This is a genomic window from Paraburkholderia sp. C35 (genome assembly GCF_003121405.1).
In the GTDB taxonomy this organism is placed as follows: domain Bacteria; phylum Pseudomonadota; class Gammaproteobacteria; order Burkholderiales; family Burkholderiaceae; genus Paraburkholderia.
On sequence record NZ_QBUY01000069.1, the window covers coordinates 15,348 to 29,988 of the forward strand.

The following is a 14,641-nucleotide window of genomic DNA, read 5'->3' on the forward strand; positions in this document are numbered from 1 at the left end:
TGGATGGAGCGAAATCAGGTCGTCGCTTCGGCGCGCACGGCATTCGGGCCGTAGCTGCGCTCGACGTAATCGCTCACGATCTGCTGGAATTCCTGCGCGATGTGTTCGCCGCGCAGCGTCTTGACCTTCACGCCGTCGATGAAGACGGGCGCGGCCGGGTTTTCGCCCGAGCCCGGCAGGCTGATACCGATGTTCGCGTGCTTCGATTCGCCCGGACCGTTGACGATGCAACCCATCACGGCCACATTCATCTTTTCGACGCCGGGATAGCTGTCGCGCCACAGCGGCATCTGCGTGCGCAGATACGTCTGGATCTGCGACGCCAGTTCCTGGAACAGCGTGCTCGTCGTGCGGCCGCAGCCGGGGCACGCGATGACCATCGGCGAGAACGAACGCAGGCCCATCGTCTGCAGGATTTCCTGGCCGACGATCACTTCGCCCGTTCGCGATGCGCCCGGTTCCGGCGTCAGCGAAATGCGGATCGTATCGCCGATGCCCTGCTGCAGCAGCACCGACAGCGCCGCCGTCGACGCCACGATGCCCTTCGAACCCATGCCCGCTTCCGTCAGGCCCAGATGCAGCGCGAAGTCACAACGGCGCGCGAGTTCCTGGTACACGGCGTTCAGATCCTGCACGCCGCTGACCTTGCACGACAGGATGATCTTGTCGCGGCCGAGGCCGAGTTCAACCGCACGCTCCGCCGAGCCGATCGCCGACTGGATCAGCGCTTCGTACATCACACTCTGCGCTTCCCACGGTTCGGGGCGCGCGGCGTTTTCGTCCATCATGCGCGCGAGCAGATCCTGGTCGAGGCTGCCCCAGTTCACGCCGATTCGCACCGGCTTGTCGTACTTCGCGGCAGCTTCGATCATCTGCGCAAACTGCGTGTCGCGCTTGGCGCCCTGGCCGACGTTGCCGGGATTGATACGGTACTTTGACAGCGATTCCGCGCAGCCCGGATAGTCGCGCAGCAGCAGATGGCCGTTGTAGTGGAAGTCGCCGACCAGCGGCACCGTCACGCCCATACGGTCGAGCTGCTCACGAATGGCCGGCACGGCGGCAGCCGCTTCCGGCGTGTTCACCGTGATGCGCACGAGCTCCGAGCCAGCCTGCGCGAGTTCCTTGATCTGGATTGCCGTACCGATGGCGTCGGCCGTATCCGTGTTCGTCATCGACTGCACGCGCACGGGCGCGTCGCCGCCGATCGTCACGAGCTGGCCGCCCCAACGGACGTCGACCGCATTCGAGCGGCGACGCGGCGCGTGACCGCCGAACACCGGCACGGTCGAAACAATCTGGCTGCTGGATTTCACTTGATCGGAATGCATCGATAAACCCGCTTACGCCGCTTGCCCGCGGACCGATAAGCGTTCGGCCCTGCTGGGAAATACGGCGCGTGAATTGAAAAAGCGCCGCGGCCTCGAAGCCGCGACGCGCACGATTTGAATGGCGTCAGGGTAACGCGAAGCGCGCAACATTGCCCTTGGCTGACGCGTATTTGGCTGGGTCGACCGGCTGGCCGTCCAGCGTGATCGAATCGAGACCCGCCTTGTTGCCCACCGTTACCTTGAACGGCGGCATGCCGCTGACTTCCTTGTTTTCACCTGCGTGCACGAGGCCGGAGAACACTTCCTTGCCGTCTTTCTGGCGCACGCTGAACCAGCTGTCCTGCTTGACCGTCAACGCGACCGTCGACGAGCCTTCCGGTGCTGCAGTGGGCTCGCTTGCCGATGCGGCTGCCGATGCAGCGGCCGTCGCGGAAGGCGCTGCGCTTGCAGCCTTCGGCGCCGAGGCAACGGCATTGGCGGCCGGCGTCGATGCCGGCGCTGCGTTCGATGCGGGCGTCGCGCCTGCCATCGGCAGCGGAGTCGGCATCGGCGTTGCCGATGCGCCGTCCGTCGCGGCTTGCGCATCCGTTTGCGCCGCCGTATCCGACGCGCTGATTTCGCCCGTCACCGCCGAGCCGCTTGCAGGCTGCGCTGCTGTCGACGACGCCGCGTCCGTGCTCGTCACGCTGCCCGCCATGCCCTTCAGGCGCGCGAGCCACGCGGTCGAATCGCTGCTATTCGTATGCCACATGGCTAGCGCGGCCACCACGACCACGGCAAGCGCAACGCCCCACAGCCACGAACGGCGACGCGGCGCGCTGTGACCGAGCGACAGCGACACTTTTCCACGCGGCAGATCCGTACCCGCCGAAGCAGGCATGGGCAGCGCCGGTGCCGGCACGCCCTTTTCGCGACGCAGCGCCTGCGTCATCGGCGCGGGATCGGCACCCACCATCTTCGCGTAGCTGCGCACGACGCCGAGCGCAATCGTGGTGTCCGGCAACTGGCTGAGATCGCCTGCCTCGAGGCCGCGCAACTTGCCCGGCGACACCTTCAGGCGTGCCGACACATCCTCGATCGACCAGCCCTTCGACTCACGCAACTGCGCGAGCCGCGCGCCGACGGCCGCCAGCGAGTCGTACCCGGTCGGCACGGCAGCCGGGGCGGCCGAAAGCGGGCGATCCGAATGCGTATCCATGTCGTGCGGTTGCGGGTGCTGCGGCTCACTCATCCCAAATCCTTTCGCGTCGATTCTTTTATCACTCATGCGAACGGGCGGCTGTTCGCCTCACCCGATTGCGCAGACCGTTTATAACAAAATGTGCGGCTGTGCGTGCCGCTTCCGATCGATTTTGCGCACTTTCTTTTCACTTCACGTGACGCGGCGCACCCGAAGGGCCGGCTTGCTGACATGCCGCCCCTTTTCGCCTGTCGCGGGCCTTACACGGCGCGAACTTCGATGATCTTCGACTTGCCGGTACGTTCGGCGAGGCGCGTGCGGTCCTTGACCGCGCCTGCCAGCTGACCGCAAGCCGCATCGATATCGTCACCGCGCGTCTTGCGCACGGTCGTGACAACCCCCGCGTCCATCAACACCTGCGCGAAACGCTTGATCTGTTCATTCTTCGAGCGCAACAAACCCGACTCCGGGAACGGATTAAATGGAATCAGGTTGAATTTGCACGGCACGTCGCGCGTCACGGCCAGCAGTTCGCGCGCGTGCGCCTCGCTGTCGTTCACGCCATCGAGCATGCAGTATTCGAATGTGATGAAGTCGCGTGGCGCGACTTTCAGATACCGCTGGCACGCGGCCATCAGCTCGCGCAGCGGATATTTCTTGTTGAGCGGCACCAGCTCGTCGCGCAGCGCGTCGTTCGGCGCGTGCAGTGATACGGCGAGTGCTACGGGAAGATCGGCGCCGAGACGGTCCATCATCGGCACGACCCCCGAAGTGGACAACGTGACACGCCGGCGCGACAGCCCGTAGGCATTGTCGTCTAGCATCAGGCGCATCGCGGGAACCACTGCGTCGTAATTGAGCAGCGGCTCGCCCATGCCCATCATTACGACGTTCGTGACGACCCGCTCGCCCTTGCCTTCACCACCCGTCGCGCGGCCACCGGCCATGCCGAGCGACGCACGCAGCGCGAACTCGGCCATGCGCAGCTGGCCGATGATTTCACCCGTGGTGAGATTGCGTGAGAACCCCTGTTTGCCCGTCGAACAGAACCGGCAGTTGACCGCGCATCCCGCCTGCGACGACACGCACAGCGTGCCACGCGTTTCTTCGGGGATGAACACGGTTTCAACGGCATTGCCGTTACCGACGTCCACGAGCCATTTGCGCGTGCCGTCGGTAGAAATATGGTCGCTGACGATAGGCGGCATCGTGATCGATGCACGGCCTTTCAGCTTTTCGCGCAAGGACTTCGCGAGATCGGTCATCCCGTCGAAGTCGGCAGCGTTGTACTGGTGGAGCCAGCGCTGCAATTGCTTGGCGCGAAACGGCTTCTCGCCGAGGCTGTCGCAATAAGCGACGAGGCCTGCAGCGTCGAGATCGAGAAGGTTGACGGTTTGACTGCTCGTCATATCGAATCCTGCCATTCAGTGCGAGACTGCGTTCATGCAACAAGCTGCATGAACGCGTAAGCCGCTCGCGCCCGCTCCTGCTGCTGTTACTACAGAACTACGAAGCGCTTAGCGCGAGTAGACGTTGACTTCCGGGAAGAAGAACGCGATTTCGACAGCTGCCGTTTCAGCAGCGTCCGAGCCGTGGACCGCGTTGGCGTCGATGCTGTCTGCGAAGTCAGCGCGAATCGTGCCTGCGTCGGCCTTCTTCGGATCCGTCGCACCCATCAGGTCACGGTTCTTCAGGATGGCGCCTTCGCCTTCCAGAACCTGAACCTGCACCGGACCCGAGATCATGAATTCAACCAGATCCTTGAAGAACGGGCGCGCAGCGTGCACAGCGTAGAACTTCTCTGCGTCAGCGCGCGACAGTTGAACCATGCGCGATGCAACGATCTTCAGACCAGCGTTTTCGAAGCGGCTGTAGATCTGGCCGATCACGTTCTTTGCCACTGCGTCCGGCTTGATAATCGACAGGGTGCGTTCGAGCGCCATAAAAACTCCAGAAAATTAAGAGGTTACAGATTTAAATGAATCCGCTATTGTAGCATGTTCCAGTGTATGATTGCGATTGAACCCTTACGATACTGTAAGGTCGAAGTTGGGAGGCCCAAACCCTTTTAAGACAGGGCTAAGGAAACGGAAACACAATGTAATCGCACGGTGTTGTGCGCCGCATTGAAACTCCGCTGTACACCGCTAATCTTAGGGTTGTGGGTTCGCGTGAAGGTTGGCAGCCGCCAGCCGCACCGTACAAAAACCGTTGCAAGCCACGTCGCAACACTGCGTCTGACGCAAGGAGAAACCATGAACGAATATCCCTATAACTTTGGCCGGGGCGGCAGCGTCACCACGGCCGAGACCCGCAACCGGGTGCTGCGCAACACCTACTGGCTGCTGGCGCTGTCGATGGTGCCGACCGTCATCGGTGCGTGGGTGGGCGTCGCGACGGGCTTCTCGCTGTTCGCCGCCACCAGCCCGGCCATGAGCATGATCGCGTTCTTCGCCATCGCGTTCGGCTTCATGTTCGCGATCCAGAAGACGAAAGACAGCGCCGCCGGCGTGTTCGTGCTGCTCGGCTTCACGTTCTTCATGGGGCTGATGCTGTCGCGCCTGCTGAGCTTCATCCTCGGTTTTTCGAACGGGCCGCAGCTGATCATGCTCGCCTTTGGTGGCACTGGTGTGATCTTCGCTGCGCTGGCAACCATCGCCACGGTCAGCAAGCGTGACTTCTCGGGTCTCGGCAAGTGGCTGTTCGTCGGCGTGATTGTGCTGCTGCTGGCCATGGTCGCGAATATCTTTCTGCAACTGCCCGCGCTGATGCTGACGGTGTCCGTGCTGGCCATCGTGATCTTCTCGGCTTACATGCTGTTCGATGTGCAGCGCGTCGTGAATGGCGGCGAGACGAACTACATCACGGCCACGCTCGCGATCTACCTGGATCTGTACAACGTGTTCGTGAACCTGCTGTCGATCCTCGGCATCTTCGGCGGCAACCGTAACTGATCGAAGCTGGCGGGCATTGATCGCCAGCTAAAGCAAAACGCCCGTGACGAGCAATCGTCACGGGCGTTTTTCATTGTCAGGCCGCTTGTAAGTGCCGCGAGTCTCAGAGACTCAACCAGCCAAACCCGTCGCTCTGGTTCGCGACCACCACCTCCGTGGCCGCTGTACTCAGCACTGAAGCCATCGCCGCTTGCGCCAGTTCAGGCAGATTGTTCTGCTGGCTCAGATGCGCCGCCACCAGATGCCGGAGCTTCGAGCGATCAAGCGACGCCAGAATCTCCGCCGCCGCGTCGTTGTTCAGATGCCCGTGATTGCCGCCGATCCGCGCCTTCAGCGACGGCGGATACCGCGAAGCCGCCAGCATCCCGACGTCGTGATTGCATTCGAGCACCAGTGCATCGCAACCGCTCAGCACCGCGCTGATATGCGGCGTCGATGTGCCGACGTCAGTCAGCACGCCGAGGCGCGAGGCGCCATCGGAAAATACGTATTGAAGGGGTTCGCGCGCGTCGTGCGGCACCGTGTACGGCAGAATGCTGAGATCGCCGATCGCAACGGTCTCGTCGCTCCACAGCACATGCAGATCGACATCCGCCTCGTCGGCGCCGACAGCGCGCGCCGTGCCCCAGCTCATGTACAGCGGGATCGACAGCTTGCGCGCCAAAGTCAACGCGCTGCCGATGTGATCGCTGTGCTCGTGGGTAATGAGAATGGCGTCGAGTTCGTCGACGCCCGTGCCCAGCCGTTCCAGCCGCCGGGCCACTTCCTTGCCCGAGAAGCCGCAGTCCAGCAGGATACGCGTGGTCGTGTTACCGCTTTGGGCTTCGACCAGCAACGCATTGCCTTCACTGCCGCTTCCCAGACTGGCGAATCGCACGACCCGCCTTAGTTCAGTTGCGCGTGCAGCAACGTCACGATGCGTTGCGCATCCGACGACGTGTCCACCTGGCCGTTCGAATCGACCACGGCAACCTGCGTCATCGCGTCGCCCTTCGAGCGCACGTTGACGAGGAATTCGTGACTATCCTTCTTCGCGCTCTTGTCGCTGTAGAACAGCTTGCCGAACAGACCGTCGCGCTTGAGTTCCTGCATCGAATCCGCGTAACGGACGTAGTAGATGCCCTTTTCGCGGTCGCGATTGTCGACGGTGAAGTTGGTGCGGTCGAGCGCAAGGCCCACACGCAGCCAGGCGCGGTCGAACGATTCCGGCAGATCCAGCGTCGCGCCGCCCGCCGCCTTGTCGAGCTGCGCCTGCCCCGTCGCCGAACGCGCGTCTGTCAGCAGTTGCTTCGACTGCGCGTCGGTGAGACCGAACTTCTGCATCAGCTTGGCGAGGAACTCAGCTTCCAGCGCCGGATCGCGCGGACGCTCGACCCAACGCGACGACGTCTTGTCCTGCCCCGTCAGCACTTCTTCCATAGCCGAGTGCGTGATCGAGATATCGGTCGCGCCGCTTGCATCGCGCGAAACCAGCGTGCGGAAGCTGTCGCGCGTACCCGACGAGTACGCGAAGTCGACCACACGGCCGATCGTGCGACGGAACCAGTCGTCCGGAATGTTCGCGCGATTTTCGGCCCAGTCGGTCGACATGATGCCCGTGCTCGGCGCGTCCGTCTTCAGCGAGAAGCCGTTGTCTGTCCAGAACTCCTGCAGCTGCGGCCACAGCTGTTCTGGCGAGCGCCCGTCCACTACCAGCCAGCGGCGGTCGCCGTCGCGCTCGATGTGCATGCCCAGCGGATCCTGCGCGCTCGGCACGCCTTCTGTCTGGTTGCCTGCTGCCGTCGTCGCGCGCTGCGGCGCGCCGCCGAGCGCCGCGTTCGCGGGCGGCGCCACATAGCGCTGATCGATCTGCGCAGCCGTCAGGTCACTCGGCACGGCGAGCGGCGGCGCGCTCGAGGTGGCCTTGTAGTTCACGCGGTCCGACGCGAGCATGTCGTTCAGCGACTCGCAGCCAGACAGCGATACGACCGTGCCAGCCGCAAGCGTCAGCGCCGCCAGGCGCGTTGCGTGGAGGGAAAGTGCGGAACGTTTCATGGGGTCCTTCGTGAAGCTAAAACGCGCTGCCGGGTGCGGTACGGGACCGTGGGCGATATCGACGTCAGTTGAAAAAATGCCGGGTGGCGCCTGTGATACCAGGCGCTCAGCCGAGCAGCCCTGCCTCGCGCAGTGCAGCGCGGACCACGTCGTGGTAGCGCGCGTCGAGCGGCGTAAGAGGCAGACGGATGCCGCCCTGAGCGCGGCCGAGTTGCTGCAATGCCCACTTCGCCGGAATCGGGTTCGATTCGATGAAGAGGTTCTTGTGCAGCGAGAGAAGTTTCAGATGGATTTCGCGCGCGGTCTTTGCGTCGGCGGCGATGGCGGCCTTGCACAGTTCGCTCATCAGGCGCGGCGCCACGTTGGCCGTCACCGAGATATTGCCGTGACCGCCCAGCAGCATCAGCGCGATCGCGGTCGGATCGTCACCGCTGTAGATGCCGAAGTGCGACGGCGCCGACTTGATCAGATGCGCAGCGCGGTCGATATTGCCCGTCGCTTCCTTCACGCCGACGATGCCCGGCACATTGGCCAGTCGCAGGATCGTTTCATTCGACATGTCCGCGACCGTGCGGCCGGGGACGTTGTACAGGATCACAGGCAGATCGACCGTTTCGGCGATTTTCGCGAAATGGCGGTAAATGCCTTCCTGGGTCGGCTTGTTGTAGTACGGCACCACCTGCAGCGTGGCGTCGGCACCCACTTTCTTCGCCTGCTCGGTCAGTTCGATGGCTTCCGTGGTGGAGTTCGCGCCTGCGCCAGCAATCACGGGAATCCGGCCGGCTGCCTGTTCCACGGCCGTACGCACCATCAACACGTGCTCTTCGACCGACAGCGTGGCCGACTCGCCGCTCGTGCCGACCACGACCAGACCGTTCGTGCCTTCTTCGATATGCCAGTCGACCAGTTTGCGGAACGCCGGCAGATCGAGACTGCCGTCTTCGAGCATGGGAGTGATGATGGCGGGAATGCTGCCGCGAATCGCGACGCCGTCTTGCTGAGTGCCGTTAGCCATGAAACGTCATGAATTTGTTCGATAAACTTCGATTGTAGCGGATTAACCGGCCAAATCGTAACGCGGGGGACCCCCCTTATCTTTCCTTTCGACCGACGCGTCCGGCTCACGCACGGCGCAGATCCGCTGCACGTAGGCGGGACGCGGCTCCGCGAGGAAACCGTCCTGAAATGCAACGACACGTAACACGCTGCGCACGGCGTCGAGAAGCTCGCCGGGCGCCAGCAGAAAAGCGGGATTCGAAGGCTTGCCGACCGTTTCGTTGCCTTGCGCGAAGGTTTCGTAGATCAGCACGCCGCCGGGCGCGAGTGCGTCCAGCAATTGGGGAAAGAGCGGGCGATGCAGATAGTTGGTCACGACGATCGCCGCGAATTGCGCGCCCGCAAGCAGCGGCCACGGGCCGTTTTCGATGTCGGCGGTGATGCACGCGATGCCCGGCGCGCCTTCCATCGTTTGCAGCGCGGCCGCATCGCGGTCGATTGCTGTGACCGTATGTCCACGCGACGCGAAAAACCGCGCGTGCCGCCCTGCTCCCGATGCCACGTCGAGCACTGCGCCGCCTGCATCGACGAGATGCGCCCAGCGCTTCACCCAGCGCGACGGCTCGCCGATTGCCGCATGGCCAGCGGCGCCCGCCGCGTCCGGGTTCAGGCTGTCCGTCATCAGGTGTACGACAGGCCCATCGCTTCGCGCACGTCGCGCATCGTCTCCGTCGCGAAACGGCGCGCCTTGTCGCAGCCGTCGGCGACGATGGCGCGCAGCAGCGACGGATCGTCCATGTACTTCTGCGCGCGCTCGAGCATCGGCTGCTGCTCGCGCAGAATGCCTTCGATCACCGGCTGCTTGCACTCCAGACAGCCGATGCCCGCCGAACGGCAACCCTTCTGGACCCACTCGTGCGTGTCCTTGTCGGTGTAGACCTGGTGCAACTGCCACACCGGGCACTTGTCGGGATCGCCTGGATCGGTGCGGCGCACGCGGGCCGGATCGGTCGGCATCGTGCGGACTTTCTTCGTGATCGTTTCCGCGTCTTCACGCAAGCCGATCGTGTTGCCGTACGACTTCGACATCTTCTGGCCGTCGAGACCCGGCATGCGCGACGCTTCCGTCAGCAGCACTTGCGGTTCGGGCAGGATGATCTTGCGCGAGCCTTCGAGATAGCCGAACAGACGCTCGCGATCGCTCATCGACAGGCTTTGTGACTCGGACAACATCGCGCGCGCCTTTTCGAGCGCCTCTTCGTTGCCTTCCTGCTGATACGCGATGCGCAGTTCGTGATACAGCTTCGAGCGCTTGCCGCCGAGCTTCTTCGCGGCTTCGTTCGCCTTCTCTTCGAAGCCGGGTTCACGGCCGTACATGTAGTTGAAGCGGCGCGCCATTTCGCGCGCCATTTCGACGTGCGGCACCTGGTCTTCACCAACCGGCACGAGCGACGCGCGGTACAGCAGAATGTCCGCCGCCATCAGCACGGGATAGCCGAGGAAGCCATACGTGCCGAGATCCTTGTCGCGCAGCTTCTCGATCTGTTCCTTGTAGGTCGGCACGCGTTCGAGCCAGGAGAGCGGCGTGCTCATGCCGAGCAGCAGCGCGAGTTCGGCGTGCTCAGGCACACGGCTCTGGATGAACAGGGTTGCCTGTGCCGGATCGATGCCCGAAGCGAGCCAGTCGATCAGCACATCCCACACGTTCTTCTCGATGACATCCGGCGTTTCGTAGTGCGTGGTGAGCGCATGCCAGTCGACCACGCAGAAGAAGCACGGATACTCGGATTGCAGGCGCACCCAGTTTTTCAGCACGCCGTGATAGTGGCCGAGGTGCAGCGAGCCGGTAGGCCGCATGCCGGAGAAGATACGGTCGGGGTACATGGTTTTGATTTATAGAAGCGAAACGAGGGGGGTCAGGATAGCCGTCACGGCCTCATAGCCGATATTCACGAGCGGACGCAGCCAGAAGCGCGTCAACGTGCCCGTCATCACGAGCGCCATCACGATGAAAAAGCCATACGGCTCGAGCCGCGCCAGCAACATGGCCGGACGTACGGGCAGGAGCGCCATGAGCACGCGACCGCCGTCGAGCGGCGGCAGCGGGAACAGGTTCAGCACGCCGAGCACCAGATTCACGCCAACGCCGGCACCCGCCATGCGCGTGAAAAACGGTTCGTCGATATTCATCGCGGCCAGCGCGACGCCGAACACGCCCCACACCAGCGCCTGAACGAAGTTACACAGCGGACCGGCCAGCGCGACCCACAGCGAACCCCAGCGCGGATTGCGCAGGTTGCCGAACGCGACGGGCACCGGCTTCGCGTAACCGAACATGAACGCGCCACTGGTGGCGAAATACAGCAAAAGAGGGATCGCGATGGTGCCGAGCGGATCGATGTGCCGCATCGGATTGAACGACACGCGGCCGAGCACGTACGCGGTGTTGTCGCCGAGCATGCGCGCGACGTAGCCGTGCGCCGCCTCGTGTAGCGTGATCGCGAAGATCACGGGCAAGGCATAGACGACGATGGTCTGTATCAGGGAGGAATCCATATCCGCTCTATTGTAACAACGGCGCCTTGCGGCTCTGTCGGCTTTCGCTCATCTGACGGCTGATTGAAAGTCAGGCCGTCTCTTCGAGTCCGAACGGCGCGAGCGAACCGCGCCCCGGACGCACCAGCACGGGTTCTTCGCCCGTCAGATCGATCACGGTCGAAGGCTCACACGGACACGCGCCGCCGTCGATCACCAGATCGAGCTGTTTTTCGAGTTTCTCGCGGATTTCTTCGGGGTCGTTCAGCGGCTGCGTTTCGCCCGGCAAGATCAGTGTCGAGCCGAGCAGCGGCTGACCGAGCTCTTCCAGAATGGCGAGCGTGATCGCGTGGTCGGGCACGCGCAGGCCGATGGTTTTACGCGACGGATGCGACAGCCGGCGCGGCACTTCCTTGGTCGCCTGCAGCACGAACACGTACGGACCGGGCGTGACGGATTTGATCAGACGGTACTGGCGATTGTCGACCAGCGCGAAATTCGCCAGCTCGGACAGATCGCGCACCAGCAGCGACAGCAGTTGCCGCTCATCCAGCCCGCGAATGCGCCGCACACGGTCGACGGCATTCTTGTCGTCGAGCTGGCAGGCGAGCGCGTAGCTCGAATCCGTGGGCAGCGCGACCACGCCGCCGCTTTCGATGATCTGCACCGCCTGCTTGATCAGGCGCGGCTGCGGATTGTCCGGATGAAGCCGAAAGAATTGGGACATGGTGTCGGTCAGAAGGTCGGGGAATCGACAAACAGCAAGCAACGGCTCATGCAGCGCGCGTGCCCACGCACCGCGCGAAACGAGAGCTTACAGCCAACGTTCCCAGACCGGCTTCAGATCGGACGGCAGCGGCGGCAAACTGCCGAGATCGACGCGGCCCTCGCCTGCAGCATGAAAGTCGGATCCACGCGAGGCCTCGAAGCCGAAACGGCGCGCGACATCGGCATACTCGCGATACTGGTCGGGCGTATGACTGCCCGTCACGACTTCGATTGCCTTGCCGCCGAGATCGATGAACTCACCGAACAGCGCGTCGAATTCCGTCTGCGTGTAAGCATAGCGGCCCGGATGCGCAATCACGGCTTCGCCGCCCGCGACCTGAATCCATTTGACGGCATCGGCCAGTTTGGACCAGCGATGCGACACATAACCCGGCTTGCCGTCGCCGAGAAAGCGGTTGAACACGTCCTGGGTGTTTTCGCAGTGGCCGCTCTCGACCATGAAGCGCGCGAAGTGCGTGCGCGAAATCATGTCGGGATTCGACACGTACTTCAGTGCGCCTGCGTACGCGTCGGGAATGCCGAGCGTGGCCAGTTGCTCGCCGATCGCTTCGGCGCGTGCGGCGCGGCCATTGCGCGTGCGCTCGAGCCCTTCGACGAGTTCCTTGCAGGCGGGATCGACATGCAGCCCGACCACGTGAATGGTGCGCGACGCCCATGTCACGGAGATTTCGACACCGCTCAGATACTGCATGCCGAGCGCCTCAGCCGCTTCACGGGCTTCGCCCTGACCGCCGATTTCGTCGTGATCGGTGAGCGCCCACAGCGGCACGCCGCCTGCGTGCGCGCGGCGCGCGACGTCGGCGGGCGCGAAGGCGCCGTCGGAAACGGTGGAATGGCAGTGCAGGTCGGCGTTCATCTTTATCTTGATAGCGTGGTCAATCCATTTTACTGCAACGCAGTAAGCACACGCAGAGGATTCGTCGACCCGGTTTCAAACGCGCATTACGCGCAGAACGCCTCGATCAGCGCTGCGACCCGCTCCGGCTGATCGTGATGAACCATATGGCCCGCGTCTTCGATGATCTCTTCGCGCCAGTCGGCAAAGGCCTTGAAACGCGCCTTGAATTCATCGAGGGGAATAGTGCCGGCGAGCATCGCGAGCGTCGGCGACGCAGCCGCTTCGACGTGCAGCACGGGCGCGCGCACATTCGCCCACACGGCCATCACTTCATCGAGCCGGTACAGGAGCGGCCCGCGCATCTTGTGCGCGGGATCGGCGAGCAGCATGTAGCCGCCCTCGCCGTCCGGCTTCGACCAGTGCTGCGCGAGAAACTGTGCGCGCTGCGGCGCGAGACGCGCGTTGGTCTTGATCAGGCGCGCGGCGACATCGTCGAGCCTCGCGTAGGGGCGCAAGGTGGGCGGCTCGCGCAGTTCGTCGAGCCACGTCGCGATACGTCGCGGCAACTGCGCGGCTTTCGACGGCGGCAGCCCGAAGCCCTCCAGATCGACCACGCGACGCACCCGCTCCGGCCTCACGCCCGCGTACAGGCACACGATGTTCGCGCCCATGCTATGGCCGACCAGATTGACTTCGCCCGTCGGCGCGTAGTGATCGAGCAGCGCTTCGAGATCGGCGAGATACTCCTGGAACCAGTAGTGGCCGCCGCCGTGCTGCGCGACGGGCCAGTCGGACAGGCCGAAGCCGCGCGCGTCGGGCGCGATCACCTGCCAGTCGCCCGCGAGCGCGTCGACGACGAACTGGAACGACGCCGCGACGTCCATCCAGCCGTGCAGCATGAACAGCATCGGCGCGTCGGGATTGCCCCAGCGGCGCACGTGCAGCCGCACGCCGCGTACGGTCACGAATTCGGAAACGGAGGGTTTGAGCGGACGGTCCATGGTGTAGCCAGATAAAAACGAATGATCGTTCGATTATATCGGGATAAACGCAGCGCCGTCAGTCGGATGGCCGCTGTTGCGCTTCGAGGCCCGCGAGCGCGGCCAGTTCTTCCTCTTCGAACCCGGCGTCGCGGCGCGCCTCGAAGTTGAACGGGCCACGCAGTTTCGGCGCGTGGTATTCGTCGGACAAACGCAGATAGGTCTGATGCACGTCGATGCCCGCCTTGTCACACAAGTGCCGGAACCAGCGGTTGCCGATCAGCACATGGCCGATTTCGTCGCGCAGGATCACGTCCAGAAGCGCCGCCGACGCATGATCGCCTGCCTGCTGTAGCCGCGCGCGGATCGGCGGCGACGCGTCGAGTCCGCGCGCCTCCAGCGTGCGCGGCACCAGTGCCATGCGTGCCAGCACGTCGCCACGCGTCCTTTCGCACATGTCCCACAGGCCGTCGTGCGCCGGGAAGTCGCCGTACGCGTGGCCGAACTCGGCCAGCCGCGCCGACAGTAACGAGAAGTGATGCGCCTCTTCGGCGGCCACCTTGAGCCAGTCGAGGTAGAACGCGTCGGGCATGTCGCTGAAGCGCCAGACGGCATCGAGCGCCAGATTGATCGCGTTGAATTCGATATGCGCGAGCGCGTGCAGCAGCACCGCGCGCCCTTCCGGCGACTGCATGCTGCGGCGCCCGAGCTTGCGCGGCTCGACCAGTTCGGGCCGCTCAGGGCGGCCCGGCAAACCGGGCGGCTCGTCCAGCGAGCGTTGCGCCGACACACGGGTCTCGCCCGCCAGCACATGCATGTACAGCGCTTGCGCCGCGGCAGCCTTGGCGGCAGGCACGCGCTCCGTCAGGATGTCGAGCGCTTCAGAGCGTGCGCAACGCGTTGGCTGCGGATGGATTGAGTCGGCGGAAAGCATCGCGAATACGGAATACGACAAAAAAGGACAAAAACCAGCGTTTCTGGCGTGACATCGCCAATTTACCCGCGCT

General features: G+C 63.7%; 15 protein-coding genes. 1 reads left to right on the forward strand and 14 read right to left on the reverse strand.

The features are described from left to right. Positions 1-14: 14 nt before the first annotated feature. The 4 genes from ispG to ndk form a co-directional block, all read right to left on the reverse strand. On the reverse strand, positions 15-1,328 hold the full coding sequence (gene ispG, locus DK391_RS29950; RefSeq protein ID WP_109481620.1) for a flavodoxin-dependent (E)-4-hydroxy-3-methylbut-2-enyl-diphosphate synthase: 1,314 nt from the start codon (positions 1,326-1,328) through the stop codon (positions 15-17). 124 nt (positions 1,329-1,452) lie between these two features. Next, on the reverse strand, positions 1,453-2,559 hold the full coding sequence (locus tag DK391_RS29955; protein WP_109481621.1) for a helix-turn-helix domain-containing protein: 1,107 nt from the start codon (positions 2,557-2,559) through the stop codon (positions 1,453-1,455). Between the two features lie 209 nt (positions 2,560-2,768). Continuing rightward, complete coding sequence (rlmN, locus tag DK391_RS29960; RefSeq protein ID WP_109481647.1) at positions 2,769-3,917, reverse strand: 23S rRNA (adenine(2503)-C(2))-methyltransferase RlmN; 1,149 nt, start codon at positions 3,915-3,917, stop codon at positions 2,769-2,771. Between the two features lie 108 nt (positions 3,918-4,025). Next, entirely contained in the window at positions 4,026-4,451 is a 426-nt protein-coding gene (gene ndk / locus DK391_RS29965) for a nucleoside-diphosphate kinase (RefSeq protein WP_109481622.1), read from the reverse strand. Between the two features lie 312 nt (positions 4,452-4,763). Here ndk and DK391_RS29970 point away from each other — a divergent pair, with 312 nt between their 5' ends. Beyond that, positions 4,764-5,462, forward strand: coding sequence for a Bax inhibitor-1/YccA family protein (locus DK391_RS29970; protein ID WP_109481623.1), 699 nt, complete (start codon positions 4,764-4,766; stop codon positions 5,460-5,462). Between the two features lie 103 nt (positions 5,463-5,565). On the opposite strand, the gene DK391_RS29975 is transcribed toward DK391_RS29970, so the two are convergent. From DK391_RS29975 to DK391_RS30020, 10 genes are all read right to left on the reverse strand, one after another. Continuing rightward, positions 5,566-6,339: an MBL fold metallo-hydrolase gene (locus tag DK391_RS29975; RefSeq protein ID WP_109481624.1), complete on the reverse strand. Its 774-nt coding sequence runs from the start codon at positions 6,337-6,339 to the stop codon at positions 5,566-5,568. Between the two features lie 8 nt (positions 6,340-6,347). After that, positions 6,348-7,496, reverse strand: coding sequence for an outer membrane protein assembly factor BamC (gene bamC, locus DK391_RS29980; protein ID WP_109481625.1), 1,149 nt, complete (start codon positions 7,494-7,496; stop codon positions 6,348-6,350). A 106-nt stretch (positions 7,497-7,602) separates the two neighbouring features. Next, positions 7,603-8,511, reverse strand: a complete 909-nt coding sequence (dapA, locus tag DK391_RS29985) for a 4-hydroxy-tetrahydrodipicolinate synthase (RefSeq protein WP_109481626.1) — start codon at positions 8,509-8,511, stop codon at positions 7,603-7,605. 42 nt (positions 8,512-8,553) lie between these two features. Then, entirely contained in the window at positions 8,554-9,174 is a 621-nt protein-coding gene (locus DK391_RS29990) for a class I SAM-dependent methyltransferase (protein WP_109481627.1), read from the reverse strand. Further along, on the reverse strand, positions 9,174-10,376 hold the full coding sequence (locus DK391_RS29995) for a tryptophan--tRNA ligase (RefSeq protein WP_109481628.1): 1,203 nt from the start codon (positions 10,374-10,376) through the stop codon (positions 9,174-9,176). Before DK391_RS29995 ends, DK391_RS29990 begins: the two co-directional genes overlap by 1 nt. A gap of 9 nt (positions 10,377-10,385) precedes the next feature. Then, a complete protein-coding gene (locus DK391_RS30000; protein ID WP_109481629.1) occupies positions 10,386-11,048 on the reverse strand; it encodes a site-2 protease family protein in 663 nt (220 codons plus the stop codon). 70 nt (positions 11,049-11,118) lie between these two features. After that, on the reverse strand, positions 11,119-11,754 hold the full coding sequence (locus tag DK391_RS30005) for an L-threonylcarbamoyladenylate synthase (protein ID WP_109481630.1): 636 nt from the start codon (positions 11,752-11,754) through the stop codon (positions 11,119-11,121). Positions 11,755-11,841: 87 nt separating this feature from the next. Beyond that, on the reverse strand, positions 11,842-12,672 hold the full coding sequence (locus DK391_RS30010) for a 3',5'-nucleoside bisphosphate phosphatase (RefSeq protein ID WP_109481631.1): 831 nt from the start codon (positions 12,670-12,672) through the stop codon (positions 11,842-11,844). An 86-nt stretch (positions 12,673-12,758) separates the two neighbouring features. Next, positions 12,759-13,655, reverse strand: coding sequence for an alpha/beta hydrolase (locus DK391_RS30015; RefSeq protein ID WP_109481632.1), 897 nt, complete (start codon positions 13,653-13,655; stop codon positions 12,759-12,761). Between the two features lie 58 nt (positions 13,656-13,713). After that, positions 13,714-14,568, reverse strand: a complete 855-nt coding sequence (locus tag DK391_RS30020; protein WP_109481648.1) for a ferritin-like domain-containing protein — start codon at positions 14,566-14,568, stop codon at positions 13,714-13,716. Positions 14,569-14,641 lie beyond the last annotated feature (73 nt).

Excerpts from the sequence above, each read along its gene's own strand:
- ispG (WP_109481620.1), bottom strand. The coding sequence starts at position 1,328 with ATGCATTCCGATCAAGTGAAATCCAGCAGCCAGATTGTTTCGACCGTG.
- DK391_RS29955 (WP_109481621.1), bottom strand. The coding sequence starts at position 2,559 with ATGAGTGAGCCGCAGCACCCGCAACCGCACGACATGGATACGCATTCG.
- rlmN (WP_109481647.1), bottom strand. The coding sequence starts at position 3,917 with ATGACGAGCAGTCAAACCGTCAACCTTCTCGATCTCGACGCTGCAGGC.
- ndk (WP_109481622.1), bottom strand. The coding sequence starts at position 4,451 with ATGGCGCTCGAACGCACCCTGTCGATTATCAAGCCGGACGCAGTGGCA.
- DK391_RS29970 (WP_109481623.1), top strand. The coding sequence starts at position 4,764 with ATGAACGAATATCCCTATAACTTTGGCCGGGGCGGCAGCGTCACCACG.
- bamC (WP_109481625.1), bottom strand. The coding sequence starts at position 7,496 with ATGAAACGTTCCGCACTTTCCCTCCACGCAACGCGCCTGGCGGCGCTG.
- dapA (WP_109481626.1), bottom strand. The coding sequence starts at position 8,511 with ATGGCTAACGGCACTCAGCAAGACGGCGTCGCGATTCGCGGCAGCATT.
- DK391_RS29990 (WP_109481627.1), bottom strand. The coding sequence starts at position 9,174 with ATGACGGACAGCCTGAACCCGGACGCGGCGGGCGCCGCTGGCCATGCG.
- DK391_RS29995 (WP_109481628.1), bottom strand. The coding sequence starts at position 10,376 with ATGTACCCCGACCGTATCTTCTCCGGCATGCGGCCTACCGGCTCGCTG.
- DK391_RS30000 (WP_109481629.1), bottom strand. The coding sequence starts at position 11,048 with ATGGATTCCTCCCTGATACAGACCATCGTCGTCTATGCCTTGCCCGTG.
- DK391_RS30005 (WP_109481630.1), bottom strand. The coding sequence starts at position 11,754 with ATGTCCCAATTCTTTCGGCTTCATCCGGACAATCCGCAGCCGCGCCTG.
- DK391_RS30010 (WP_109481631.1), bottom strand. The coding sequence starts at position 12,672 with ATGAACGCCGACCTGCACTGCCATTCCACCGTTTCCGACGGCGCCTTC.
- DK391_RS30015 (WP_109481632.1), bottom strand. The coding sequence starts at position 13,655 with ATGGACCGTCCGCTCAAACCCTCCGTTTCCGAATTCGTGACCGTACGC.
- DK391_RS30020 (WP_109481648.1), bottom strand. The coding sequence starts at position 14,568 with ATGCTTTCCGCCGACTCAATCCATCCGCAGCCAACGCGTTGCGCACGC.